Origin of the sequence: Sphingobacterium sp. LZ11T8 (assembly GCF_024261425.1) — a bacterium.
Lineage (GTDB): Bacteria > Bacteroidota > Bacteroidia > Sphingobacteriales > Sphingobacteriaceae > Sphingobacterium.
Window position 1 is genome coordinate 285,886 of the sequence record NZ_JANBZY010000003.1, and the last position, 25,137, is coordinate 311,022.

Consider the following 25,137-nt stretch of genomic DNA (forward strand, 5'->3'; position numbering starts at 1 on the left):
AAACCTCTCGAAACCTTCCAGAAAACTAATTAATGGATTTATTGTTCATTAAAGTAGAAAAGATATTTATGGCAAAATTCACCAAGTATTTCATTAAAAGAATAGATAGCCCCTTTTGGGCTTTTGCGATTCATGATGGACAGCAGATCGATCCTTTTATTGACCCATATATCAATCTCAATGAAAGTGAAAGACTGCGTGAGGAGGATCCATTTACAGCTGTCATGGCTGAATTACCTATGAATCAATTTATCGTCGGCTCCTCACGGTTCCAACTTGATCTCAACCGAAAGATTGAAGATTCGGTATATCTGCGTCCCGATCAAGCTTGGGGACTGCAGGTCTGGAAAGACAGCCTTCCCGAAAATATTGTTACAGAACTCTACCTAGACCATAAAAACATCTATCAGGAAATTGAAGAGCAGATCCAAGAGACCATCGACCAATATGGCTATTTTGTAGTGTATGATATCCATAGCTATAATGCCAAGCGCAATGGATCTGAGGAAGAAGTTGACACCGAAATCAATCCGCAAATCAACCTTGGAACAGCCTATGTCGACCCAAAGTGGCAACCCCTGATTGATCAGTTAATGGGTTTCATCAGCAAGGATAGCTTGTACGATGGACCGATTGATATTCGAGAAAACATTAAATTTAAGGGAGGATACCTATCCCAGTTGATCAACAAAAAATTCGGAGCATATGGCTGTGTCCTATCCATCGAATTCCGAAAGGATTTTATGGACGAGTGGACCGGTGCTCCTGACCTTCCAAGGGTAGTCTCCTGCAAACAACTTCTAATGAATTCAATCCAGGTCTTAAAACAGTACTTTAAAAATGATTCAAGATAAGAACAAACCCCTTTTAAGAATCTTAAACGCTATCAATAAGCGGAATGCAGTCCATTATCAGATTCCCAACGTAGGCAAGTTCATCTTCAACAAAATTGTTCCCTATATCTTTATTTACAGAGTGCCCAGTGCAGAAAAGAGGGACAAGATGTTGGTGGATCTCGCCAAAACGGAAAATGCCAGCATTGTCTGTCGGTCCAAGGAATTTGATCTGGAGGAATGGATTAAACCTATATCCCAGCGGCTGGCTGAAGAGTTTGGCGCATGTCTGTTAGTCGAGGCATGGACTGCTGAACCGGGACAGAAGGAGGATATCATGGTCCATGTGGGGCAAAAGGATATGCTGCCGCTGGCTGAATATTTTCAGAAGAACATCAAAAAGGAAGCCCGTGAAATCAATGTTTCCCTGGCGAAGGATCTTAATATCCCTCAACCTTTGGATGTTTCAGCTCTGTTCAGCAAGAAAGAATTACAGAACAAGCAGATTCTCTATATGGGGCTTTCCATAAAACAGAATTATATTGAAGATGAGGATCAGGTCTTACCGATCTTGATGCGCTTATATCGCGAAACTCTAGCGAAGTCCCTTTCCCGATTGTTCTTTGAGTTCCTGCGCGTCTACACCCATCTCAATGCCACAGCACAAAGGCTCAACTTCCATCAGGAACTCACGCCCTTGATGATCGATATCGATAAATCATTGGCCCAGGAAAGCACCAAATTCGACTTTCTCTTGATGGTGACTCCATTGAATGCGCATGAAGCCTGGTTACAGTTCAAAAAAGACAAGTACTGGAAAACACCCAAGTTCCTCTATAGGCCCATGCACATTGACCCCGACTTGGTCAAGCGGAGACTGTACAATCTTCGAATAGAAGATATTTACGATCCTACCATGGCCTATATCTTTCGGGATAAGCGGACCGAATTGGACTCTATGGTCAGCATGATTGCCGATCGTGGCAAGGAGGACTTCCTGCACGGCAGTCTACAGGTCTTTGGCAACGTCTCAGAGAAACTATACAAGTCAGCTATGGCCATCCTGATGGTCACGGAACCCGAAGAACCGATCAAAAAAAGCGATGACTATATCAGTGCAAATGAGTTTGCAAAACTGGCAAGGGATGAAATCAAGTTTTTACAGAGGCAGAACCAGGAATTCAACAGTCCTGTCCGAGTCCGTGAGGATATCTCTGGCGTGATGGTCAACCGCGGCGTTCTGAACATCAGCAAGGAATATAGACTGACCCGCAAGCGGGCTGAAGCCTTGATCCAGCATGAGATCGGAACCCATGTGGTCACTTATTTCAATGGACGACAGCAACCGTTGAGCATCTTCAGCTTAGGTGTTCCCGGCTATGAAGAACTGCAGGAAGGACTTGCCGTATTGGCGGAATACATTGTAGGCGGATTGAACAATGATCGCTTGCGCATCATTGCAGCACGTGTTATTGCCGTGCAGAACATGCTTTTGGGAAATTCATTTATCGACACCTTCAACATGCTCGTTGAACAATATAGTTTTCAGCCCGAAACGGCCTTTCAGATCGTCATGCGCGTTTATCGGGGTGGTGGCCTGACCAAGGATGCCCTTTACCTGAAAGGGATTATGGAGCTGCTGAATTACCTGAAGGATGGCAACAATGTACACCTGCTCATGATGGGAAAAATCCGAAAGGATTACCTGCCCATTATCAAGGATCTCCTCCAAAAGGAAATCTTGATCCCCCCTGCTATCACACCACGCTACCTCTTCCCAGAGTTCAGTCCACAATGGAAGGACGTGAAAAGGAAAGGCAGCATTTTTAAATTAATTCAATAAGAAATTTTTTCAACAACATATATGAAAATAGCGATCTTAATCAACCAGTCTCACAAAGAAGAGGAAAAATTCACGACGACCATGCTGGCCCTCAAAGCCCTTGAAAGAGGACATTCCGTTCTTTACATTGGCTTGGCAGATTTTGTTTATGAAGATGAACAGACCGTATTGGCGCATTGCCGCGTCATTAACCCCGAACATGGCCTCAGCAATGGAGCAGATTTTGTAAAACACCTGAAAGATGCTGAAAAGACCTTGGTCGATTTAGGCGAGATCGATGTCCTTTGGCTTAGGTTTGACCCTACCCTGGACATGCTCAATAGACCTTGGGCCGCAGCAGCGGGAATCCAGTTTGCACAGATCGTCAAAAGGAATGGTCGCTATGTTATCAATGACCCTGATTATTTGGTCCAAGCCAACAACAAACTCTATCTGGAGAATTTTCCAAAATCCGTTCGTCCCAAAACCTTGGTCACCAGAAACCACGACGATGTCCTTCGTTTCTTGGAGGAGCAAAAGGATAAGATCATCCTTAAACCCTTAAAAGGTTCCGGAGGCAAAAATGTCTTTATGATCGACTATAAAGAACGCCAAAACCTAAAACAAACCGTAGAGGCCATTGCTAGGGACGGTTATGTCATTGCACAGGAATACCTTCCTGAAGCAAAAAAAGGCGATATTAGATTCTTTATGATGGATGGCGAACCATTGATCGTCGATGGAAAGTATGCCGCAGTCAGGAGAGTCCAAAAAGAAGATGAAATCCGTAGCAATATCCACCAAGGGGCTAAACCGGAAGAAGCTATCATTGATGAAAATATCCTGAACCTCGTTGGCAAGGTATCCCAACAGCTTAAAGATGATAACATGTACCTAGTTGGTTTAGATATCGTTGGCGACAAGATCATGGAGGTGAATGTATTCAGCCCAGGTGCTTTATACCATGCTTCACAAATTTTAAAGAAGGACTTTGCAAATGCCATCATCATGGATTTAGAGAAAAAGGTCAAGGATTTTTACAATAAATAATTGATGAAGAAGCTTTCAAAATGGAGCCTTTTACTTGTGGTCATAACGGCCATCAACCAAGCTGAGGCTTCACAGGTAGCTTTAAGGGATACCATTCAGGTAGATAGCGCATTTACAGACCTGCTGCTGCCAGAAAACCCTATTGGGATATCAGGAGCAGATGGAAGCATTTCAATAGATCTAGGCCAAGGAAAATCGCTCTTCCTCTGGGGAGACTCTTTCCTTGGCCCTATCAAAGATAATATCAGGCAGCAGCCATCAAAGTTTATCTTAGGGAATACCGCAACGCTCATGAGCAAGGATTCCATCAGAAGCCTATATTCCGGAAATTTTGATCAACCCAGTTCCTTTATTGATGTGAAGGAAGAAGAAAAAGGCAAGTACTGGTATTGGCCAGGAGATGCAATAATCTACAAGGAAAAGCTACTGGTATTTATGGCCAAATACAGCAAGAAAGCTAACGAGAAAGGACCATTTGCCTTTCAATATGAAGGCTGTGATTTCCTGTTGCTGGACCCTGTGAACTATAACATTCTAGATCGTTCTCCATTTATTGCAGGCAGTAACCCAATTCATTATGGACATGCCATCCTCCGAAAAGATAATGTGCTCTATATCTATGGTTCGAAAGCAGACAACAAAAACTTCAGGTCGGAATTGCATGTTATGCGAGCTCGCATAAAAGGGAGCAGATTAGAAAAATTAGAATATTGGAATGGTAGCAATTGGGTAAAAGAAGCTGATAAAAGCCAAGCCATCAAGGGCATAAACAGTATGGTTTCCGAGCAATTCAGTGTTCTGGAGCTCAATGGCAAGATTGTATTGATCAACCAAGATCGCTATCAGATACCTGGAAAGATCCTTTCCTATACCGCTGATAATTTCCAAGGACCATTTGCACAGGAGAAACTGCTCTATCAAATCAATGAACCCGAACTTAAATCAGATAGCCTATTCACCTACAATGCCATGTTCCATCCTCAGATCAGGAAAAACAACAGCGTATTGGTCAGTTATAACGTCAATACCTACAGTGAAAGACTATGGTGGAAGAAAGCCTCCGTTTACCGCCCAAGATTTATCTGGATTCCTATAGACAGCATCTTCAATTGATTATTTTTCAATAACCCTTTCCTCCTCAGTTAGTGGCGCGGGGGGGATTTCACTGACATTCCTTTCTATCTCTTTTAATTCTACATGAACCGCATATTCCGATGGTTCAATACTGATGCCATGGAACGTAGCAAACTCTCGGGTAAATATGGCTCCAAAATAAAGGATGGCGGCCGTATAGTACACCCATAACAAGATCAAGACAATGGATGCCGCAGTACCATAGGTAGACTCCGTGTCGGATGATTGTAGATAAAAACCAATTCCAAAACGGCCAATAGCGAACAATATAGCTGTAAAAAGGGCTCCTGCCTTTACAGGCCTCCAGCTGATGGTCACATCGGGTAGCACCTTAAAGATCACGGCAAAGAGGATAAAAGTGATACCGAAGGTCAATGCAAAATTGATTAAATCCATCACATAGACCGTCATATCCGGGAAAAATCGTAATAACCTATCGGTAAAGGCCAGGATAATACCATTGACAACCAAAGTCACGACCAATAAGAATCCCAATCCAATGATCAAGGAAGAAGAAAGCAAACGGTCCATAATCATCTTTAACCAGCCCTTTTTGGGTTTAGCCTTGACATGCCAAATCTTATTGATGGAGTTTTGCATATCCCCAAATACTGTGGTGGCACCGATGATCAAGGTCACGATACTGACGATAAGGGCCAGATTAGATTTACCAGAAAGACTCAGGTTCTTGATGACGTCCTGAATCTGACGGGCAGCGGTCAGCCCAACAAGCTCATTCAACTCTGAAAACAACTTACCTTTGATGGCATCCTCTCCATAAAAGATCCCTGCCAGGGAAATCATCAAAACCAATATGGGACCAAGTGAAAATATCGTATAATAAGCTAGTGAAGCGCTGTATTTCATACTGTCCTCATTCATAAATCCCATGACAGTATTCTTTAATATTTGAAATGTATCCTTAAAAAATCCTTTGCTTTCTTGTTTTTCCATAAATTATCGTTGCTCTCTATCTGTTAGAAACATCCATCAAATTAAAATGTTTGCTTATGCAATCAACAATTGTTCCGAACATAAAGCTGCCTCTCTTGTTCTAAGCATAGAAACAATTAATACACAGATCATGAGCAAACAGAAAGAAACAAGACCTGAAGAATTAGAAAAAGACAAACCTGAACAACCAAGGGAGGACAACGAAAAAGTACAATCGGATACCGGAAAGCGTCCGGAAGGTGATACCAATCCGCTCCCTCCTAACCCCAATAAGGTCGATGACCACGATGGCGATTAAAAGAAAACGGAAAAAATTAAACGGCCTGTATCCTTGCGGATTCAGGCCGTTAGCATAATAGTTAGTGTGTGTGATCTTTAAATATCTCGACCCAAAAAATCGATTTCAAATTTAATTCGATTCGTTGGAGGAATTTGCTTTGTACCAAGTACGGTAAATTTCACGAGAGAAGGATATATTTCTAAAAAAAGTAAAGGTTTTATCGGTCTCAAAAAACCATAAATCTGTCTTAAAACCACAAAAAACAATGATTTTACCAGAAATAAATTACATGTTTAACCACCTGCTTTTCCGTCGATTTCCATCAATTTCTAATCCATTTCCAGCAAAAATGGACGCTAAAATTTACCTATTATCAATAAAAAAGGCCTGAAACGAATTCCAGGCCTTTGGTATTTAGAAAATTAATTGTTCAAGTTTAGTTATGCTTAACTTCCATTTCGTCAACATAATGTTCGTTTGGAACATAATCCGCTTCCATCAATTCAGCATAATCCGTTTTTTCTTTCTTACCCCAACGACGACCGAAACCATCGAAGATCGAGTAAACTACCGGCACGACAACTAAGGTCAATAATAGAGACGATAAAAGTCCCCCGATAATTACAATCGCTAAACCTCTGTTGGTATCCGCACCATCACCTGTCGCCAATGCAATCGGGATCATACCGAAAACCATCGCGATGGTTGTCATCAAGATCGGACGTAGACGGGCATGGTTGGCAGCAACCAAAGCGTCATGTGTACTGTCCCCATGTTCTTTTCTATGGTTGGCAAAGTCAACCAATAGGATCGCATTCTTCGCCACCAAACCGATCAACATGATAATACCCAAGATGGTAAAGATGTTCAAGGTCTGGTTCGTTAATGCTAGCAACAATAACGCTCCGATGAATGACAATGGAATCGAGAACAATACCACAAATGGAGTAGAGAAACTATCGTAAAGAGCAACCATAACCAAGTACACCAATAAGATGGATGCAATCAAAGCTACTCCTAAGGTACCGAAACCTTCAGTTTGACTTTCCATGTTACCACCCCATACATATACTACACCAGGCTTACGCTCCAACTTAGAGAATCCTTCTTCCCATTCAGCAGCTACGGTACCCATTGGGCGACCAACTACCGAACCTTGGATAGATACCGCCGGTGATTTATCACGACGTTCCAATAATGTTGGTCCTGATCCGTAACCTACGGTTGCAAACTGATCCAGTGAAATGGTAGCCCCTTGATTATTGATAAACTTCAAGGTTCTCACATCATTGATATTTGCTCTTCCACTCTCAGCGAAACGGATATTGATATCATATTCGTTATCACCTGCACGGAATTTATTGTCCGTGTTACCCGAGAATGCTGTCTGCATGGTCATACCTACAGTAGCCACATTCAATCCAAGTGAAGTCATCTTATCACGGTCCACTTGAACACGGATCTCAGGGTTACCATCTTCCGAAGTCAATTTCACACCTGTAGCTCCAGGGATATTGCGTAAAATCTCTTCCGCCTTGATCGCAAACTCACGTGCATCTTCCAAATCTGAACCCATTACGGTCAATTTCAAAGGTGCCTGCTCTGCTCCCATCAAGCCCATGTTTACGGCCGTAACTTTGGAACCGATCAATTTATTCTCCAACTCACGTTTCAAACGAGCTGAATAAACCTTCGAACTTTCTGTATAGGTATCTTTTAAGATCACGTGGATCTCTGACTTATAGCGTGAACCTGCTGTAGACATTACCCCATCAGAGGATTGACCTACTGTGGTAATGATACTTTCCACTTCTGGTTTAGACTCGATAATCGATTCTGCTTTTTGTGTCAGGAAGTTGGTTTTCTCCAAAGACGCATCCTTCTCCAATTCCAACTGGATCATGAATTCTCCCTTATCTGATGCCGGGAAGAAGTCAGTACCGATATATCCAAGTCCTACCAATGCGAATGAACCGAAGAATAGAACCAAAGCGATAAACAAGGTTGCCAATTTGGTTTTCCAGTTTTTCAAACACCATTCAAGGATACCTGTGATCCAGTGCGTGAATGCTGTCAATCCTGCTTCAAAACCATGTACAATCTTTCCGATAAAGGAATTAGGATTGATATGCTCTAATTTTCCGAAACGTGAATACAACCAAGGCACCACGGTAAAGGAAACCAATAAGGATAATAAGGTCGAAATAATTACCGTCACACAGAACTGTGCTAGGATGTTAGCTACCAAACCGGTTGACATCGCAATAGGCAAGAATACCACCACGATAACCAAGGTAATCGCCGATACGGTAAATCCAATCTCTTTTGCTCCATCATAAGCTGCACGAACCTTATTCTTACCCATCTCCATATGGCGGTGGATATTCTCGATTACAACGATCGCATCATCGACCAAGATACCTACCACTAGGGAAAGACCTAACAAGGACATCAAGTTCAAGGTATATCCCATCAATAACAGACCGATAAAGGTTGCCACCAAGGATAACGGAATCGCAATCATGGTGATCGCCGCATTTCTCAAACTGTGCAAGAAGAACAACATGATAAAACCTACCAAGGCAATCGCGATCATTAAATCGTGGATTACGTTGTCTGCTGCATTCAAGGTATAATCCGTTGAATCGTTCGCAACTTTGATCTGAATATTATCTGTTTTGTAATCTACCTGAACAGTTTCAATGGTTTCTTTTACCAATTTGGAAACCTCAACCGCATTCGCATCCGACTGCTTGAATACCTGTAATAGAATGGTATTCTTACGGTCCAAACGAGCGATTTTTTCGATTTCCTTGATACCATCCTGAACATCGGCAACATCTCTCAAGAAGATCGTTACACCTGTAGGCGTGGTAATAGGCAAGTTTCTCAACTCTTCAACATCCACAACTTTACCTGCCAAACGGATTGTCGTTCTAGACTCACGTGTGCTCACGTTACCCGTAGGAAAGTCCAAATTGGACTGTGCAATTACGTTCTGGATCTGGGAAATGGAAACTCCATAACCTTCTGCTTTTTGTGGATCTACGGAAACCTGGATTTCACGTTCTTCACCACCGACCATGTCTACTTTTGCAACACCAGAGATACGCGCAAAGATCGGCTGTATCTTGTTGTCCAACAGGTCGTACAATTCTTTCTCAGATTGGTTGGAAGTCACCGCCAAACTCATGATGGCGATATCATCCAGGGAGAATTTATTCAAGGATGGAGCCTCGACATCTTCAGGGAGGTCATTGAGGACCGCATTGATCTTCCGCTGGGCATCTGTGAGCAGGAAGTTGACATCCGCTCCATCATTCAGGGTAATCATTACGATCGAAACGTTCTCCAAGGAAGTGGATTCCAATTTCTTGATATTTTCCAACGAGGATACGGCATCCTCAATTTTCTTGGTTACAGTACTCTCAACCTCGGAAGGTGAAGCACCTGGATACACGGTTTGGATGGTAATTACGTTTACCTCAAACTTAGGTATCAACTCATAACCCAATTGGGTATATGAGAATATCCCGCCTAATGTCAATAGTATGAACAATACTATGATTAGACTCGGACGTTTTATCGATATTTCAGTAATCTTCATTTTATGAGTTCGTTCTTAGCACAAATTATTTAATGATTTCAACAGGTGAGTTGTTAAACAAGTTGATCTGACCTGAAACAATAACTTGGTCACCAGCTTGTAAACCGCTAAGAACCTCAATATTATCACCAAAGCTTCTACCTGCTACAACCTCTGATTCTACTGCTTTTCCGTTTTTCAAAACGAATACTTTGTTATCCGAAATACTACCTACGAATGCTGTTCTAGGAACCACTAATACGCTTGAAGTACCGCTTGCTCCGAATACAGCAGTTCCGTACATACCTGCACGCAATTCATTGTTCGGGTTGTTCGCAATCTCGATCTCCACTGGGAAGTTTAAGCTTCCATCGGACTTAGGTGCAATGAAAGTAATCTTTCCAGTAAACTCTCTGTCAGCATATACACTCACTCTTACGTTTACAACCTGTCCCACTCGTAGGGTTGCAACATTCTTTTCGTCAACATTCACACGCAATTTCAAAGTGCTCACATTTACGATATCAAATGCCGGAGTACCTGGGCTTACATAAGCACCTGGTTCAATCTTACGGGAATTCACGATACCTGCAACCGATGTTTTGATCGTTACGTCACCAGCAGTCAATTTTGCACTTTTCAGGTTATTTTTCGAACTTTCAAACTGAAGGCGCATTTGATCCACTTGTTGTTGAGTAACACCACCAGTGCTCAGGGCATTCTCATAACGTTGTAGGTTCGCTAGCGCATTATCATAACTTGCCTGCGCATTAGCAACATTCACGTTCAGCTTATCGCCTTCCACGATTGCCAAAGTCTGTCCTGCTGAAACTCTTGATCCTTCATCAACCATAACACGAACCACACGACCACCAGTTTCTGCTGCTACCGTTACTTCTTGTTTTGGCATAAAAGTACCGTTCGCTAGGTATTCTAAGCTCATATTGCTATTCTCAGCCGTATCGATACGAACTGCCACTGCAGCATTCTTCTCAGCTACCGCAGCTGTATCTGCATCATTTTTTGCTTTATTCTTTTGGAGGATAAAGTAGATACCTGCTCCAGCAGCAATGATAACAATTAGGGTAATTAATGTACGTTTCATTTATGTGGTTATATTATTCGTTTACTAATGTTTTTAACTGTCCGTTTGCTTTGATCAACTGGATCTCGGCAATTTTATAATTCAACAATGAGGTATTCAGGTTGTTCTCTGCCGTAGCCAGTGCATTCTCTGCATCCAAAAGCTCGGTCAAGGTTGCCAAACCGTTACGGTAGTTGTTCTGGGTATCATCCAAAACTTCTTTTGACAGGTCAACGTTTCTTCTGTTCGCATCCACGGTCAATAAACTGTTCTTGATCTGCGCTTTCGCATTTTCATTGGCCAAGTTCAGTCCAAGACGTGTATCTTCAATATCAACCTCCAATTGTTTGATCTGGATGGTTGCCTGATTGATCTTCGCTTTGGTAGAACCACCATTGAAGATTGGAATGGATAGGTTCAAGCCTAGTCCTGATGTTGGGAACCATTTGAAGTCATTGCTTCCCGGAATCCCTTGACCGAAACCTTGGTAACCGATATCACCACCAAATGACAACGATGGATAATAGGCCGCTTTCATGCTCTTCCTGTTCAGCTCCAATAATTCAGCTTGTTTTTCCATCAACTTGATCTCGGTCCTACCTGATAAATCCATGGTTGATGTTGCCATTTCCAGATTTACATCAAATGTTTCTTCTGGCAATTCAATATCTGTTTCGATTGGCATACCTATCGCAAACTTCAAGGCATTTTCCTTTAGTTCCAATGCATTGACAACGATCTGTCTCTGTGCAACCAAGTTGTTGATGTTTACTATGATACGATCTAAGTCGATCTGTCTTGCGATACCCGCAGTAACCAAACCTTCAATTACCGTCTTGGTCTTATTGGTATTTTCCAAGTTATTGTCAATGGTTTCCAATTGCAGTTGCGTTTGGAAAACATCGTAATACGCATTGGCCACTTTCTCGATCAAGGATTCATCGGTCAACTGTCTGTTGATTATATAAAATTCGCGCGTGGTCTTTGCTGCTTTCAAGCCAGTGAACAAAGATTGGTTAAAGATCTGTTGGTTCACTGAAAGTCCAGCAGTGGAGTTCCAAGGCTGACCCATTTTAAGGTATTGGGTCTGTCCACCAACTTCCAAGGGCATACTTGGGATGATGGCATTGTATTTTACACTTGCCGAGCCGTTGATTTGTGGTAAAGCTCCTGCCCTAACCTCGTCGATTTGGTACTCCGAGTTTTCTAGGTCCAGCATCGCCTTTTTGGCTTCAGCTTTATTCTCCAATGCAAATTTTACCGCTTCCTGCAAGGTTAAGGTCTCTTGTGCATGTAACAATGATCCGGATAGCATTCCCGCTACCATAAGGGCCATAAGTTTTGTTTTATTCATTCTATTTGTTGCTAGCTATTCGTGCTTCGAAAATTAGTTTTAGCGCTCTTTTTTGACTCTCTACGATCTTGTCTACATTCGCCTCATTCGGAATGCCTGTAATGACATCCGAAATGGTATGAATAATCCCAAGGCCTTTCTGTATTTCTACTAGAGTCTGTGCACATCCTTCCACATCATCCATGATCAATTCGGCAGCTTCTATCGAACGTTGGAAAAGCATCTTGATCAAGGCCACCTCACGTTTATAGAACTCCTCCATCACCTCGTTCAAGTCCAGACCTTTGATCCAGTCCAGGTTCTCACAGATATGCAACACATAATATTTGCGGGTATAAGCAGCCCTATATTCCAATACATCCGTCATCGTCTTCATCAGGTCGCCTGAATAGGACTCTACAATCTCCTTCTCTCCTGCATACACATCATTTCCAATCTTTATCAATACATCTAAAATAAAAGTTGACTTATCTGGGTAATAATAGTAAAGATTGGCTTTTGTAATTCGCAGATCATCGGCAATTTCATTCATTGTGGTTTTATGAAAACCAAAATGAGAGAAGCGTTTCAACGCTGCATCAATGATTTGATCCTTACGGTTCTCCATTTTTATACCTTTTTTATTTTTGACTTTTTCTAAAAATTGTTCAAAAGTATAAAATAGAAAATAAATAATATCATCCCTTTGTCAAAAAAGTGACGATTAACACTTTTTTAACATAGGACCTACGTTTAGACAAAAATTTAAGGAAGTTGTTTTTAGTCCTGGCTAAAGATTTTGTGGAATTTTTTCTTGTCGAATGAATACAGCTTTGCTGCACGATAGGATACTCCTTTTTGGAATTCATTCAATTCTTTGAGATAACCCAGATTATTGATTTTTTTCCTAAAGTTCCTTTTATCTAGCTGTTTGTTGAGTAAGGCCTCGTAGACTTGCTGCAATTGGGTCAGGGTAAACTTGGCTGGCAATAACTCATAGGGAGTGGTAGAAAAAGTGACCGTTTTCTTGAGTCGGTCCAAGCTCAGCTCTATAATATCTTTGTGGTCAAAGGCCAGGTCAGGCAATTCTGTTACAGGAAACCATTTCAGCTGACGCATATAGGTACCGCCCGAGGAAATTTTATTCTTGACCTCTTCCATCTGTACCAAAGCCATGTAAGCAACCGTTAGGATCCGCCCTTCGGGATGTCGCTTGACCCCGGCAAAGGCGGCCAATTGATCCATGTAAATATACTTTAACCCAGTCATCTCGAATAGGATACGGGCCACAGCATCGGCCATTTCCTCGTATTTATTCACAAAATAGCCCGGTAGAGCCCACCAATCCTTGTAAGGATATTCATTTCTTTCCGCTAACAATACTTTTAGTTGGCCCTCATCAAATGTCAGAATGACACAATCTATGGTAAAATGTGTTTGCAAAATCTAAATTTATTTTAATTGATCAATTGTTTCCCCTAAAACCTCAACAATAATAAGAATTACACAAACAAATTACTAAAAAAATTTAATAGTGTAAGAAATACACATTATATTCGTATTTCTAAAAAATAAGAAAGACCTAATGAACAAGATACGAAGGATTGGCGTTTATACATCAGGAGGAGACGCTCCAGGCATGAATGCAGCCATTCGCGCAGTAGTTCGAACAGCACTTTTTAACGACCTCAAAGTAACAGGTATATTTAGGGGATACGAAGGAATGATCGAGGGAGATTTCACCGAAATGGTAAGTCGCTCGGTAAGTTCTATCCTTCAAAAAGGTGGAACTATTTTGAAATCTGCTCGCTGCCCCGAATTTAGAACTCCTGAAGGACGTAAAAAAGCGTACGAAAATATTAAAAGAGTGGGGATTGACGCTTTGGTGGCAATCGGTGGAGATGGAACCTTTACAGGGGCCGAAGTGTTCTCCCAAGAATATGATATCCCGGTGATGTGTATCCCAGGAACTATCGACAACGACCTATATGGTACGGACTATACCCTAGGTTTTGACACGGCAAACAATACTGTCATTGATGCCATCGACAAAATTAAAGATACCGCCGCATCACATAACCGTTTGTTTTTCGTTGAAGTAATGGGTAGAGACTCTGGATGTATCGCCCTGAATGCTGGTGTAGCTGGTGGTGCAGAAGCCATTATGCTCCCTGAAAAGGATACCGCGATCGACGAACTCATCGAAATGTTGGAAGTTGCAAAAGATCGAAACAAAACCTCCATGATCGTTATTATTGCTGAAGGTGATAAAAATGGTGGCGCCTACAATGTTGCCAAACGCGTGGAAGAAAAATTTGATTTTTATGACACAAAAGTTAGTATATTAGGACATTTACAACGTGGAGGATCCCCAAGTAGTTTCGACAGAGTACTTGCAACCCGAATGGGATATTTCGCAGTCAATGAACTAATAAATGGCAATAGAAGCGCTACAGTAGGAATACGTGGTAGCAAAATGGTAAGCACCACTCTGGAGGAAGCTTTGCGTGGCAAGGAATTCAAACTGGATGAAGAGCTCATCACTATTGCTGAAGTAATGAACATATAAACTTATGATTGCAGTCGTTTTTAGTGGATCAAGATACGCCGATTGGCGACTTGCCGAAAAAGGCAGGATCCTTCATGGATTCCGCACTACCGGTATCAACCCTTATATCCAAGATGAAAGGTTTATCTTTCAGCTGCTCAATAAAAACACCCAACTGATCAACAATGCCGAAAAGATCCGCAAGATCTATTTCTTCGGCGCCGGTGCCTCTTCCAAAGAAAGACAGGAAAAGATCGAAAAGGTATTTTCCAATTTCTTCAAGAATGCCAAAGTCAAAGCCAGCCACGATATGCTGGCCTCGGCAATCTCCACCTTCGGAAACGAAAAAGGGATCATTGGCATCATCGGCAGTGGGTCAAATGCTGCATATTATAACGGACGTAAAGTCGTCGAGAACAATTATGGTCTGGGCTACATCCTAGCGGATGAAGCTTCTACAAACTGGCAGGCACGTCAGATCCTCAAGGATTTCCTGACCGAGTCCATGCCCCAGGGATTCCGCGAAAAGTTATTGCACAAGCACAACATCGACCGCAAGGTCATCCTGGACAAAACGTACAACAGCCCAAACCCTAACATCTTCCTGACCTCTTTCGCCGACTTCATCCTGGAAAACAAGGATGACCCTTACATGGAAGGGATCATCAAAAAAGGTCTCGAAAAATATGTGAAGACCTATTTGGTCCCCCTTTCGGAGACATTCCCTGACTCAACCTTAAATTTCACAGGTTCAGTAGCTAATAATTACGCCGATTGGTTGCGCGAAATCGCCAAAGAAAACCATCTGGCCGTGGGCACCATTATTAGGGAACCTGTACAAAACCTTGTTAAATATTTTATAAATAAAAATTAGTAAAAATGAAAATTGGAATTAACGGATTTGGCCGTATTGGCCGTTTAGCATTCAGAGCTGCTGTAAAACGCAGTGATATCGAAGTAGTAGGTATCAACGACTTAGTAGAACCTGATTACTTAGCATATATGTTGAAATACGATTCAACACATGGTCAATTCGACGGTACTGTTGAAGTAAAAGACGGTAACTTGATCGTTAATGGAAAAACTATCCGCGTTACAGCTGAAAAAGACCCTGCAAACCTGAAATGGAATGAAGTTGGTGCTGAAGTTGTGATCGAATCTACAGGTTTCTTCTTGACTCAAGAATTAGCTCAAAAACATATCGAAGCTGGTGCTAAGAAAGTAATTATGTCTGCTCCTGCTAAAGACGACACTCCTACTTTCGTAATGGGTGTAAACCATAAAGATCTTAAACCAGAATACAACATCGTTTCTAACGCTTCTTGTACTACAAACTGTTTAGCGCCTATCGCTAAGGTATTGAACGACAAATTCGGTATCGTAGAAGGTTTGATGACTACAGTTCACGCCGTGACTGCTACTCAAAAAACTGTGGACGGTCCTTCAGTAAAAGACTGGAGAGGTGGACGTGGTGCTTACCAAAACATCATCCCTTCTTCAACTGGTGCTGCTAAAGCGGTTGGTCTTGTTTTACCTGAATTGAAAGGTAAATTGACCGGTATGTCTCTACGCGTTCCTACTGCTGACGTTTCTGTTGTTGACTTAACGGTACGTCTAGAAAAAGGTGCTTCTTACGAAGACATCAAAAAAGCAATGAAAGAGGCTTCTGAAGGCGACTTGAAAGGTATCCTTGGATACACTGAAGATGATGTAGTTTCTACTGACTTCTTAGGTGACGCCCGTACTTCTATCTTCGACGCTAAAGCTGGTATCTCCTTGAACGATAACTTCGTGAAAGTGGTATCATGGTACGATAATGAGTGGGGTTACTCAAACAAAATTATCGACCTAGCTCAAGAAGTAGGTAAATTATAAGGATAATTTGATTTGTTCCTGGAAACAGGAATAATTCCTATATGAAAAACAGTAGTGGCGTAGTGCTGCTACTGTTTTTTTGTTGTTACTTTTTGCGAAAAAGTAAGCAAGTTCATGTTTGAACCAGGATGGAAGGGATGTGAGGATGGTCCAAGATTATGCTTAATTTGCCACTGGAAAGGTAGCCGATTTTGTAGGAGCTTATTGCATAAGCCCGCTTTCTGCAATCCTAACATCAACATCAATTCTGATTAAAGAAATTCCTCGATTTTCAAACTCTCGCGCGTACAAATCCATAACCCAACCCTCCATGGGGAACATCTTTATAAAAAATGGAAATCGATCAACGACCAATCCACAGCATGGCTGAAATATTTTTTACCATCTTTTATGTGTCACCCTGAGGGCTCCGCCGAAGGGTCTTGGAACTATCCACAATCATTTGAAATAGTTTCCTCATCTTACGATTACGGAATGACACGGATCCTTAAAAAGTTAAAAAATAGATTCTTCGTTTCACTCTGAATCCCTCTTTAGCGCATTTTGATTCTGAACGAACAGTGAAGAATCTGTACGCTTCTCTACTAATATTCCCTGTCATCCTTTACCGAAGGTAAAGGACCTGTACGCCAAAACCATTCTTAACTTTTCATGACTAAAGATAAATAAAGGTATTTAGGACTCATAAACCCCTAGAATGGATGGAATATTTGTAGAAATTGGATGTTTGTAACGACCAATCCACAGCTTGGGTGAAATATTTTTCACCATCTTTTATGTGTCACCCTGAGGGCTCCGCCGAAGGGTCTCGGGACTATCCACAATCATTTGAAATAGTTTCCTCATCTTACGATTACGGAATGACACGGATCCTTAAAAAGTTGAAAAATAGATTCTTCGTTTCACTCTGAATCCCTCTTTAGCGCATTTTGATTCTGAACGAACAGTGAAGAATCTGTACGCTTCTCTACTAATATTCCCTGTCATCCTTTACCGAAGGTAAAGGACCTGTACGCCAAAACCATTCTTAACTTTTCATGACTAAAGATAAATAAAGGTATTTAGGATTCATAAACCCCTGGATGGGTGGAATATTTGTAGAAATTGGATGTTTGTAACGACCAACCCACAGCGTGGGTGACATCTTTGTAGACCCATGTTATCAATCAATGACCAAACCTCAGCATGGCTGAAATATTTTTCACCATCTTTTATGTGTCACCCTGAGGGCTCCGCCGAAGGGTCTCGGATCTATCTATGCCCATATTTTTTTTGAAAACCCCTGGATGGAATGAAATATTTCCCAACCCTTCCCTTCCTTGCTTATCCCTGAATAAAAAAAGAGCATTTTTTAGAATGCTCTTTTATCAATATGTCCTTTAAATAATATTTTACTATTTCCCCCAAAAAGCATTTTCAGCTTCTTGGTCATCTGAAAACAACCAAACTTCGGTAATCTTTCCATTTTCCACTTTAAACAGATCAACACCTAACATATCCAATTTGCGTTCGTCTATCGAACCGCTGAAACGCAAAGGCATTGCAACCAAATCACCATTGACCATTAAATTACTGTTTGGCGTTAATGCAAAGGTCCCTTTGGAAACTTCCATCATACCAGCAATCATTTTACCGATTTCATCAGCACCGTTTTTCAATCCAGAAAATTGATTGTCGCCTGGCTGATGCCATTTAACGCCTTTTGAAAAATACGAAAATGCTGTCGGTACATCACCTTTTCCCAGTGCTTCAGCATATGCAATTACTACTTCTTTTGCTGTCATAATAATTTCTTTTAATGTTTATTGTACAAAATTAGAACATTACTTACCTTTGTACAAGTACCTACCTATTGGTACAGTACTTACCTATTTGTTAGAAACACTGATTATCAAATGGAAGAAAATAAAAAAATAATTAAGCAGTCCGACGAAAACTGTCCTGTACGGAAATCTTTGGAATTATTGGGTGGTAAATGGACCTTATTGATACTGTTTCAAATAAACGAAAGGGTAATCCGTTACGGCGAACTCAAACGCTGCATTCCCAAAATCAGCGAAAAAATGCTGATTCAAGAACTAAACTCCCTGGTAGCAAACAAATTAGTTTACAAAAAATCATATCCCGAAATCCCCCCAAAAGTGGAATACAGCCTTACCGATTTGGGCTTAAAAACATTACCCATCGTGGATAAACTGGCTACTTTTGGATTGGAAAATTTGAAATAGAATAATTAAGGTCAGAGAAACAGATAAGCTCTAATCAAAATCTAAAGATCGAAAAAGATTTCACCCACCCTGAGGGTTATACGTTATATATTTTCAAAATCTATAAAGATTTCACCCCTGCTAGGGGTTTTGCTAATTATTCAATCCACATATAATCTTGCCCTATCCTCTCATCCTTTCCATCCTGGTTCAAAACCCAGATCTTGTCCCATCCTCTCATCCCTTCCATCCTGGTTCAAAACCCAGATCTTGCCCCATCCTCTCATCCCTTTCATCCTGGCTCAAAACCCAGATCTTGATCCATCCTCTCATCCCTTCCATCCTGGTTCAAATCCAATTCCCTAAATTTTTCAATAAACCCCATCCGCTTGTCTCGCGACCATTCCCTTTCCTTTTCCAAAAACCAATACAAAAACCATCCCCTCATCCCCCAGCCCTTCTCAATAAAAAAACTCCAAAAATCCATCAAAATTTGACCACGTCAGCTTAGTATCCTTTTACTCTCATTCGAGGCATATTGCGAAAATTCCGAATATGTCTCGAATGAGACCAAAAGCATTCCCGACCTTAAGCTCATCTCCTAATCCAAACAAAAATGGTCCAAAAACAACAAAAGGCGATGTGATTTCCACATCGCCTTTTAGCATTTTTATTAATTCACTTTTTTACAAAAGTGATCTTATTTTATCTCTCTTCTTTCATCAAGAAACCACCACCGATCAAATCATCGCCTTCATAGAATACGGCCGACTGACCTGGGGCAATCCCTTTTACATTATGGACAAAATCCACCTTCATGATATCTCCTTGTTGGGTCAAGGTCGAGATAGCCCCAGAATCCTTGTAACGGATCTTGGTGATCGCTTCCATCGGTTCATCAAGGGAGGCATATTTAACCAGATTGATGTTCTTGACAAATGCTTGGCTTCTTTCCAGTTCATGTTCCTCACCTAATACCACCGAATTGGACTCCGGTAAGATCTGTATCACAAACATTGGCTTTCCTAGGGCAATTCCCAAGCCTCTGCGCTGTCCGATCGTGAAATATGGATACCCAATATGCTGACCAACTACAGTACCGTCAGAAAGGATAAAATTACCCGGTCCGATCTCTTGATCCAAGCTAGGGCGTTTATGTCTTAGGAAGGAGCGATAATCGTTGTCAGGGACAAAACAGATCTCATAGCTCTCCGATTTATTCGCCAATTCCTTTTGATCCATATCTAGTGCCATCTGGCGGATTTCCTTTTTGGTAAAACTTCCCAAAGGAAACTGCGTCCTTGCCAAGTTCTCCTGGGAAACGCCCCAAAGTACATACGACTGGTCTTTGTTTTCGTCCTTACCCTTGGAGATCACATATCTACCGTTGTCATGCATGCGGATATTCGCATAGTGACCGGTTGCAATAAATTCACAGTCCAATTTATCGGCACGCTTCATCAAAGCTTCCCATTTGATATGGGTATTGCACAGCACACATGGATTCGGAGTTCTTCCGGCAATATATTCATCAACAAAATTGTCAATCACATAATCTCCAAATTCTGAACGAATATCAAGGATGTAATGCGGGAAGCCATAGTTTACAGCCAATGTCCTAGCGTCATTGATACTGTCCAGACTACAACATCCTGTTTCCTTTGAAGAGCCGCCGGAACTAGCATAATCCCATGTTTTCATCGTGATCCCGATGACCTCATATCCTTGTTCGTGTAGCATTACTGCAGCCACGGAGCTATCCACCCCACCACTCATTGCTACCAAAACTCTTCCTTTTTTACTCATAATATTTTATTGAAGTGCAAAGATACCGTTATTTGCCCATTCCCAATGTTTATTTGATGTAATTTTATCTCAATCAAAATCAAGACTTTGAATATTTCAACGAAAATATTTAAGGCAAAAGTTTTAGAATTCGAAAAAGGACGGTATATTTGCATCGCAAGTTCGGTAACGGACATGTCAAAAAAAAGGTGCCATAGCTCAGTTGGTAGAGCAAAGGACTGAAAATCCTTGTGTCGCTGGTTCGAATCCAGCTGGCACCACCAAAAATCTGACAAGTAACAGATTGTAAAAACAAAAACTTGAAGGTGCCATAGCTCAGTTGGTAGAGCAAAGGACTGAAAATCCTTGTGTCGCTGGTTCGAATCCAGCTGGCACCACAGAAAAAATCCTCAATTTTCATTGAGGATTTTTTTGTTTTTAAGAGGTTTGCCGGAAGCCTGAAATGGATAATAATATATTATCCAGTTTTTATTAGTAATAACTAGTAGATTTAAAGTGTATAATGCACCCATTTGTCAAGGAAGACCACCAATTTTAATATCATAAGCCATATTGCTAATATGAAAAATAATCAACGAGATCTATTATTAAAATTATATGACCAAAAATCTAATGGTTTATTTTATGAAAATAGTCCATTTGACATTCTTATTCATTCTATATTAAACACTATTAACTTCGAATCAATAATAAATTTATATTTCAATAATTCTTTACAAGAATTAAATTCTTCTATATTATCTAACCTAAGAAAGAGGGTTGATTCAGAATTTCATTTAGATAAAATATATGAGAATTTAAAAGAAATTATTGAAAACAATTCAGATTTCAGACAATCACAAAGACTTAGAATAATCGCAGAATTATTAATTCAAAATCTACCAAATGAGTATAAATCAGATTATTTTAATACATATTTCTATTCAAAATATATAAACGATAAAAAGGCATCCCTAAAATATCTTCAGTATTCAAAAAAAAATGTTGTTAGCGACCTCTTAAATACATATTTAAATACTAATAATAGAGTATTCTTAAATGCAATCCTAAAGCAAAAAAATCGGAAAATATTATTAAAGAATTTTAATAAAATTTGGTCTTCAGAACTACCATTCCATTATAAAAAGCAATTAATTAACTGCATAAAGCCTGTCAACAAGGAAATATATGATTTAATAAAAACACATGATGGTGATATGTATTTTCATTTAAAACTATTAAATAATACAATTACAAATGCAGATTTATTAGACAAAATAAACACCAATTCTGGACAAAAGCAGCTATTTTATATTTGGCAAGCAAGTAAATATTTAGAGTTTGATACCCTAGAAGAATCAATAAAACAATTAATCCCCAATGAAAATACTCACAAATAAAAATAAAATTTTATTAATCATAATCTAAATTCTCAATATGTCCTTTTAATGCGATTTTAAACATCAACTATAAAGCAGAGGTAATTTTTATTATATTAAAAAAATCAATTTTGACTACACAAATATTCATTAATAATGATTAGATAAAATTTATTTATTTGAAGATATCTCCTTAATGCTAAAATTTACTATTTAATACCAAATGACCCAGTTAAACAACTATTTGAATTTTCTTAAAAACAATTTAACATTGTCCATAACGCTCATATATATTGTAAGTTTTATCAATTATTTTATATACTATAGTTCTTTTGATATTCCAATATCCAATTACATTGAATTAACGGATCTACTATTTTTTTTCTTTGATTATGTAATACAAATTCTATTAATAATTTTCTTCGCTGAAATAACATTATTTATTATTCATTCCTTTTATTTTAAAATATTCCATATTTATTTACCTCTAATTGTAAATGGAAAAATTTTATCTTTTTTAGGATCAAATAAACATAATAAAAAAAGATACTTGAAAATTTTGGAAATTAATTTTGGCAACAATCTTTGGAAATTCAAAATGGCTATCCTAATCTTTTCTATGTTCTTTATAAGCAAGTACCCCTTGAAATTGATTATTATTCCTAGTTTATTTTTTTATTCCTTCTATTTATTAAATCAAATAGACAGAAAAAAAACTCAAAACCTAACATTGTATTTATGTTCCTTAACAGTAATCATTGGTCTTGCTTTAACAACAATTAATAATTTAATTAACAAACGTTTTAATAAAGATGAAACGGCCATTTCTTTTATGGAAGGAGAGCAAATTATATCAACTAATAAACAGAATAGTAATCTAAATTATTTAGGAGAAACATCTAAGTATTTATTTATTTTTGATATAAAAACTAAGACTACAAAAATTTTTCCCAAAGAAAGTATCACAAATTTACAAATTGAAAACTCTCATAATCTACTAGAAAGGTTTGGTAAGTTAATAACCAGATAACAACTCAATTAAGACAATAAAACATAACTTTCTCATTTTCATAAAATTAACTTAAACCCTCAGAACATTTTAAAACCAAAAATTCACAATCCCTTACCCTATCCTTCCCCGTATTTTCCATCAGGTCCCGTTACAAAGCCTTGAAATTTCCATAATTTCAACAATACCTTACTCTCTTTATTAATTTTATAATATTAATACTCAATCAGTTATCAAATAAAAAACGTAATTACGTAAAATACCTACTGTTAGGTATTCATTTATTGGCTTTTATACAATATATTCGGAAAACAGAGATTTGGAATTCTAACAATTGGGATTTCACTATAAACCTTAATACCGACGACTATTAATTGCAGTAGAAAAACAGAGAGATTCAAGAATTTTATTAAAAGTGGAAATCATGTGTTCCCTACACAATTTCTTATATAAGCCGTCCTGGCTATTATTGTTAAACAGAAAAATGGCTAGATATTCCGCATCTAGCCATATTTTTTTGATTGATTTTCAAAGTTCTACCTTGCTCCTACAAATAGCCGAGCAAATAATAGATTATGATAAATACCACTATGGTTCCAAAACATCCGAGGCCCATCTTCTTGGCGCCCCAGCCTGCTATCAGTGCTCTAAAAAATTTGTTCATAAGTTGATCTAAATTGTTTACCAATCCTATCAACAATAATCTGGAATAAATGTTTGACTGTGTATATCTCGAATTGCAATATCTTCTGAAAAATGAGCATGCAAGGCCCTACCATCTCCGTGCAAAGTCCAGATAGCTTTTGGCTTTACCTTACCCACAAAATATAGGATATCATTCCAGTCCACATGGTCGGACAGAAATAGGCTGATATCGTTCTGAGCCTGCAAGCGCTCCCATCCCGAAGCAAATGCCTTAAGCACATTCTTTGCCCTGCGGTAACTGTTGAAGGTTAGTGGTGGCACCAAATAGATCTTGTTGTCGCCGGCTTCTTTCATGGATTTTCTGTTGTACTGCTCGTATTTCAAGGGTACATCAATAAATTGATCATAGATGCGATGTATAGGCATGATCTGATAGTGCAATAACACCTCTTTCTGCGGGAGATGTTCATTGAGCAGGGCGGTAATACGCTGGGCTTTACCCAGGGAATAACAGCCCAAGAGGATATTGCTTCTGACATCCAGTTTCATGATTTCGCAAACAGGATCTGGATGTTTGGTTTCTGGATTGGCGAAAGTCGTTTCGGTAATCAAAACTTCTGCCTCTACGATCTGAATAGGTTCGCAGGTACGGTCTTCCTGCAACTTATAGTCGCCGGTATACAGGTACCTCACGCCTTTATAGATCATCATGATCTGTGCGCTGCCAAGGATATGACCAGCGGGATATAGATAGATATCGACGCCATTGATCTGAAAAAATTCAGAAAATCTCTTGACATGATAAGAATCCAAAGCTTGTTTTGGGTAGCGGTACTGCATAATGGCGGCAGTTCCCGCAGTACAATAGATATTTCTATGGCCAGGGGACGCATGGTCACCATGGGCATGCGAAACGACGGCATGTTTGACCGGATATAGGGGGTCTATATAGAAATCGCCATAAGAACAATAATATCCTTTATCTCTTTTTACTAGAAAGTCTTCAATAATCTGCATTAGCTTGTTTTTCCTTGAATAAATTTCTGATGCAGTTCCATCACCTGCTCAATCAGGCTATGCTCATCATCGTTATAGACGATGCAATCGCTTAGCTTTTCCTTTTCCTCTGCGGGCATCTGTTTATTTATCCTTCTCAGCACCTCTTCTCTGTCCACTTTATCGCGCTGTATCACCCTTTCGATCCGGAGATCCAATGGTGAAACCACCAGGATGGTGAAATCCAAAGCTTTATAGGATCCGCTTTCAAATAAGAGTGCAGCTTCTTTGACACTATATATGGAAGTCTGGGCTGCTGCCCAATCTTCGCCATCCTTGATCACGGCAGGGTGAACGATGGCATTCAGTTTTTTCAGTTCTTCGGCATCGCCAAAGACCCTTTTACCGAGCCATTCCCTATTGAGGCTACCGTCCTCAAAATAGACCTCTTTGCCGAAAGTTTTCATCAGGGATTGACGGACCGCATCGTTCTTGACCATGATATCCTTGGCTTCCCTATCGGCATCATAGGTCGGTATGCCCAATATCTTGAATATCTTGGTCACTACGCTCTTTCCGACGCCTATGCCTCCTGTAATCCCGATTTTTAAACCCAT

At 39.9% G+C, this 25,137-nt stretch carries 21 protein-coding genes and 2 tRNA genes; 13 read left to right on the plus strand and 10 right to left on the minus strand.

Going from position 1 to position 25,137, the window contains the following annotated elements; translation table 11 throughout:
- Positions 1 to 68: 68 nt before the first annotated feature.
- Genes NLF99_RS09470 through NLF99_RS09485 form a run of 4 tightly spaced genes read left to right on the plus strand, consistent with a single transcriptional unit; the run spans position 69 to position 4,818 of the window.
- On the plus strand, positions 69 to 854 hold the full coding sequence (locus NLF99_RS09470; protein ID WP_185217487.1) for an N-formylglutamate amidohydrolase: 786 nt from the start codon (positions 69 to 71) through the stop codon (positions 852 to 854).
- Entirely contained in the window at positions 841 to 2,676 is a 1,836-nt protein-coding gene (locus tag NLF99_RS09475; protein ID WP_254527924.1) for a flavohemoglobin expression-modulating QEGLA motif protein, read from the plus strand. The genes NLF99_RS09470 and NLF99_RS09475 overlap by 14 nt, the downstream gene beginning before the upstream one ends.
- 21 nt (positions 2,677 to 2,697) lie before the next feature.
- Positions 2,698 to 3,705: a glutathione synthase gene (locus tag NLF99_RS09480; RefSeq protein ID WP_254527927.1), complete on the plus strand. Its 1,008-nt coding sequence runs from the start codon at positions 2,698 to 2,700 to the stop codon at positions 3,703 to 3,705.
- Between the two features lie 3 nt (positions 3,706 to 3,708).
- Positions 3,709 to 4,818: a hypothetical protein gene (locus NLF99_RS09485; protein ID WP_254527929.1), complete on the plus strand. Its 1,110-nt coding sequence runs from the start codon at positions 3,709 to 3,711 to the stop codon at positions 4,816 to 4,818.
- On the opposite strand, the gene NLF99_RS09490 is transcribed toward NLF99_RS09485, so the two are convergent.
- The gene (locus tag NLF99_RS09490) at positions 4,819 to 5,793 is read right to left on the minus strand and encodes a YihY/virulence factor BrkB family protein (protein WP_185214240.1); all 975 of its coding nucleotides are present in this window, start codon (positions 5,791 to 5,793) and stop codon (positions 4,819 to 4,821) included. It lies immediately after the preceding gene.
- 130 nt (positions 5,794 to 5,923) lie between these two features.
- Here NLF99_RS09490 and NLF99_RS09495 point away from each other — a divergent pair, with 130 nt between their 5' ends.
- Positions 5,924 to 6,091, plus strand: coding sequence for a hypothetical protein (locus tag NLF99_RS09495; protein WP_185214239.1), 168 nt, complete (start codon positions 5,924 to 5,926; stop codon positions 6,089 to 6,091).
- A gap of 418 nt (positions 6,092 to 6,509) precedes the next feature.
- On the opposite strand, the gene NLF99_RS09500 is transcribed toward NLF99_RS09495, so the two are convergent.
- The 5 genes from NLF99_RS09500 to NLF99_RS09520 all read right to left on the minus strand — a co-directional run bounded on the left by NLF99_RS09500 (position 6,510) and on the right by NLF99_RS09520 (position 13,519).
- Positions 6,510 to 9,680 (minus strand): efflux RND transporter permease subunit, encoded by a 3,171-nt coding sequence (locus NLF99_RS09500; RefSeq protein WP_185214238.1) that lies wholly within the window; start codon positions 9,678 to 9,680, stop codon positions 6,510 to 6,512.
- A 25-nt stretch (positions 9,681 to 9,705) separates the two neighbouring features.
- Complete coding sequence (locus NLF99_RS09505; RefSeq protein WP_185214237.1) at positions 9,706 to 10,764, minus strand: efflux RND transporter periplasmic adaptor subunit; 1,059 nt, start codon at positions 10,762 to 10,764, stop codon at positions 9,706 to 9,708.
- 13 nt (positions 10,765 to 10,777) lie between these two features.
- Positions 10,778 to 12,097: a TolC family protein gene (locus NLF99_RS09510; RefSeq protein ID WP_254527931.1), complete on the minus strand. Its 1,320-nt coding sequence runs from the start codon at positions 12,095 to 12,097 to the stop codon at positions 10,778 to 10,780.
- A gap of 1 nt (position 12,098) precedes the next feature.
- Complete coding sequence (locus NLF99_RS09515) at positions 12,099 to 12,704, minus strand: TetR/AcrR family transcriptional regulator (RefSeq protein WP_254527933.1); 606 nt, start codon at positions 12,702 to 12,704, stop codon at positions 12,099 to 12,101.
- Positions 12,705 to 12,856: 152 nt separating this feature from the next.
- Positions 12,857 to 13,519 (minus strand): NUDIX domain-containing protein, encoded by a 663-nt coding sequence (locus NLF99_RS09520; RefSeq protein ID WP_254527935.1) that lies wholly within the window; start codon positions 13,517 to 13,519, stop codon positions 12,857 to 12,859.
- 142 nt (positions 13,520 to 13,661) lie between these two features.
- Here NLF99_RS09520 and pfkA point away from each other — a divergent pair, with 142 nt between their 5' ends.
- Genes pfkA through gap form a run of 3 tightly spaced genes read left to right on the plus strand, consistent with a single transcriptional unit; the run spans position 13,662 to position 16,499 of the window.
- A complete protein-coding gene (gene pfkA, locus NLF99_RS09525) occupies positions 13,662 to 14,645 on the plus strand; it encodes a 6-phosphofructokinase (protein ID WP_185214233.1) in 984 nt (327 codons plus the stop codon).
- Between the two features lie 4 nt (positions 14,646 to 14,649).
- Positions 14,650 to 15,498: a BadF/BadG/BcrA/BcrD ATPase family protein gene (locus tag NLF99_RS09530; RefSeq protein ID WP_254527937.1), complete on the plus strand. Its 849-nt coding sequence runs from the start codon at positions 14,650 to 14,652 to the stop codon at positions 15,496 to 15,498.
- 5 nt (positions 15,499 to 15,503) lie between these two features.
- Entirely contained in the window at positions 15,504 to 16,499 is a 996-nt protein-coding gene (gene gap / locus NLF99_RS09535) for a type I glyceraldehyde-3-phosphate dehydrogenase (RefSeq protein ID WP_185214231.1), read from the plus strand.
- Between the two features lie 1,394 nt (positions 16,500 to 17,893).
- On the opposite strand, the gene NLF99_RS09540 is transcribed toward gap, so the two are convergent.
- On the minus strand, positions 17,894 to 18,283 hold the full coding sequence (locus NLF99_RS09540; protein WP_254527939.1) for a nuclear transport factor 2 family protein: 390 nt from the start codon (positions 18,281 to 18,283) through the stop codon (positions 17,894 to 17,896).
- A gap of 111 nt (positions 18,284 to 18,394) precedes the next feature.
- Here NLF99_RS09540 and NLF99_RS09545 point away from each other — a divergent pair, with 111 nt between their 5' ends.
- A complete protein-coding gene (locus NLF99_RS09545) occupies positions 18,395 to 18,727 on the plus strand; it encodes a helix-turn-helix domain-containing protein (RefSeq protein ID WP_254527941.1) in 333 nt (110 codons plus the stop codon).
- A 684-nt stretch (positions 18,728 to 19,411) separates the two neighbouring features.
- On the opposite strand, the gene mnmA is transcribed toward NLF99_RS09545, so the two are convergent.
- Entirely contained in the window at positions 19,412 to 20,512 is a 1,101-nt protein-coding gene (gene mnmA, locus NLF99_RS09550) for a tRNA 2-thiouridine(34) synthase MnmA (protein WP_185214228.1), read from the minus strand.
- Between the two features lie 187 nt (positions 20,513 to 20,699).
- Here mnmA and NLF99_RS09555 point away from each other — a divergent pair.
- The 4 genes from NLF99_RS09555 (at position 20,700) to NLF99_RS09570 (ending at position 22,900) form a co-directional block, all read left to right on the plus strand.
- Positions 20,700 to 20,775 (plus strand) — tRNA-Phe (locus NLF99_RS09555).
- Positions 20,776 to 20,816: 41 nt separating this feature from the next.
- Positions 20,817 to 20,889, plus strand: a tRNA-Phe gene (locus NLF99_RS09560).
- 183 nt (positions 20,890 to 21,072) lie between these two features.
- Positions 21,073 to 21,891 carry a hypothetical protein gene (locus NLF99_RS09565; RefSeq protein ID WP_254527943.1) on the plus strand — a complete coding sequence of 273 codons (819 nt, stop codon included), beginning with the start codon at positions 21,073 to 21,075 and terminating at the stop codon, positions 21,889 to 21,891.
- Between the two features lie 529 nt (positions 21,892 to 22,420).
- The gene (locus NLF99_RS09570) at positions 22,421 to 22,900 is read left to right on the plus strand and encodes a hypothetical protein (RefSeq protein ID WP_254527946.1); all 480 of its coding nucleotides are present in this window, start codon (positions 22,421 to 22,423) and stop codon (positions 22,898 to 22,900) included.
- A 672-nt stretch (positions 22,901 to 23,572) separates the two neighbouring features.
- Here NLF99_RS09570 and NLF99_RS09575 read toward each other — a convergent pair.
- Both NLF99_RS09575 and coaE read right to left on the minus strand, forming a co-directional pair.
- Complete coding sequence (locus NLF99_RS09575; protein WP_254527949.1) at positions 23,573 to 24,541, minus strand: MBL fold metallo-hydrolase; 969 nt, start codon at positions 24,539 to 24,541, stop codon at positions 23,573 to 23,575.
- Entirely contained in the window at positions 24,541 to 25,137 is a 597-nt protein-coding gene (gene coaE, locus NLF99_RS09580; protein ID WP_254527951.1) for a dephospho-CoA kinase, read from the minus strand. The genes NLF99_RS09575 and coaE overlap by 1 nt, the downstream gene beginning before the upstream one ends.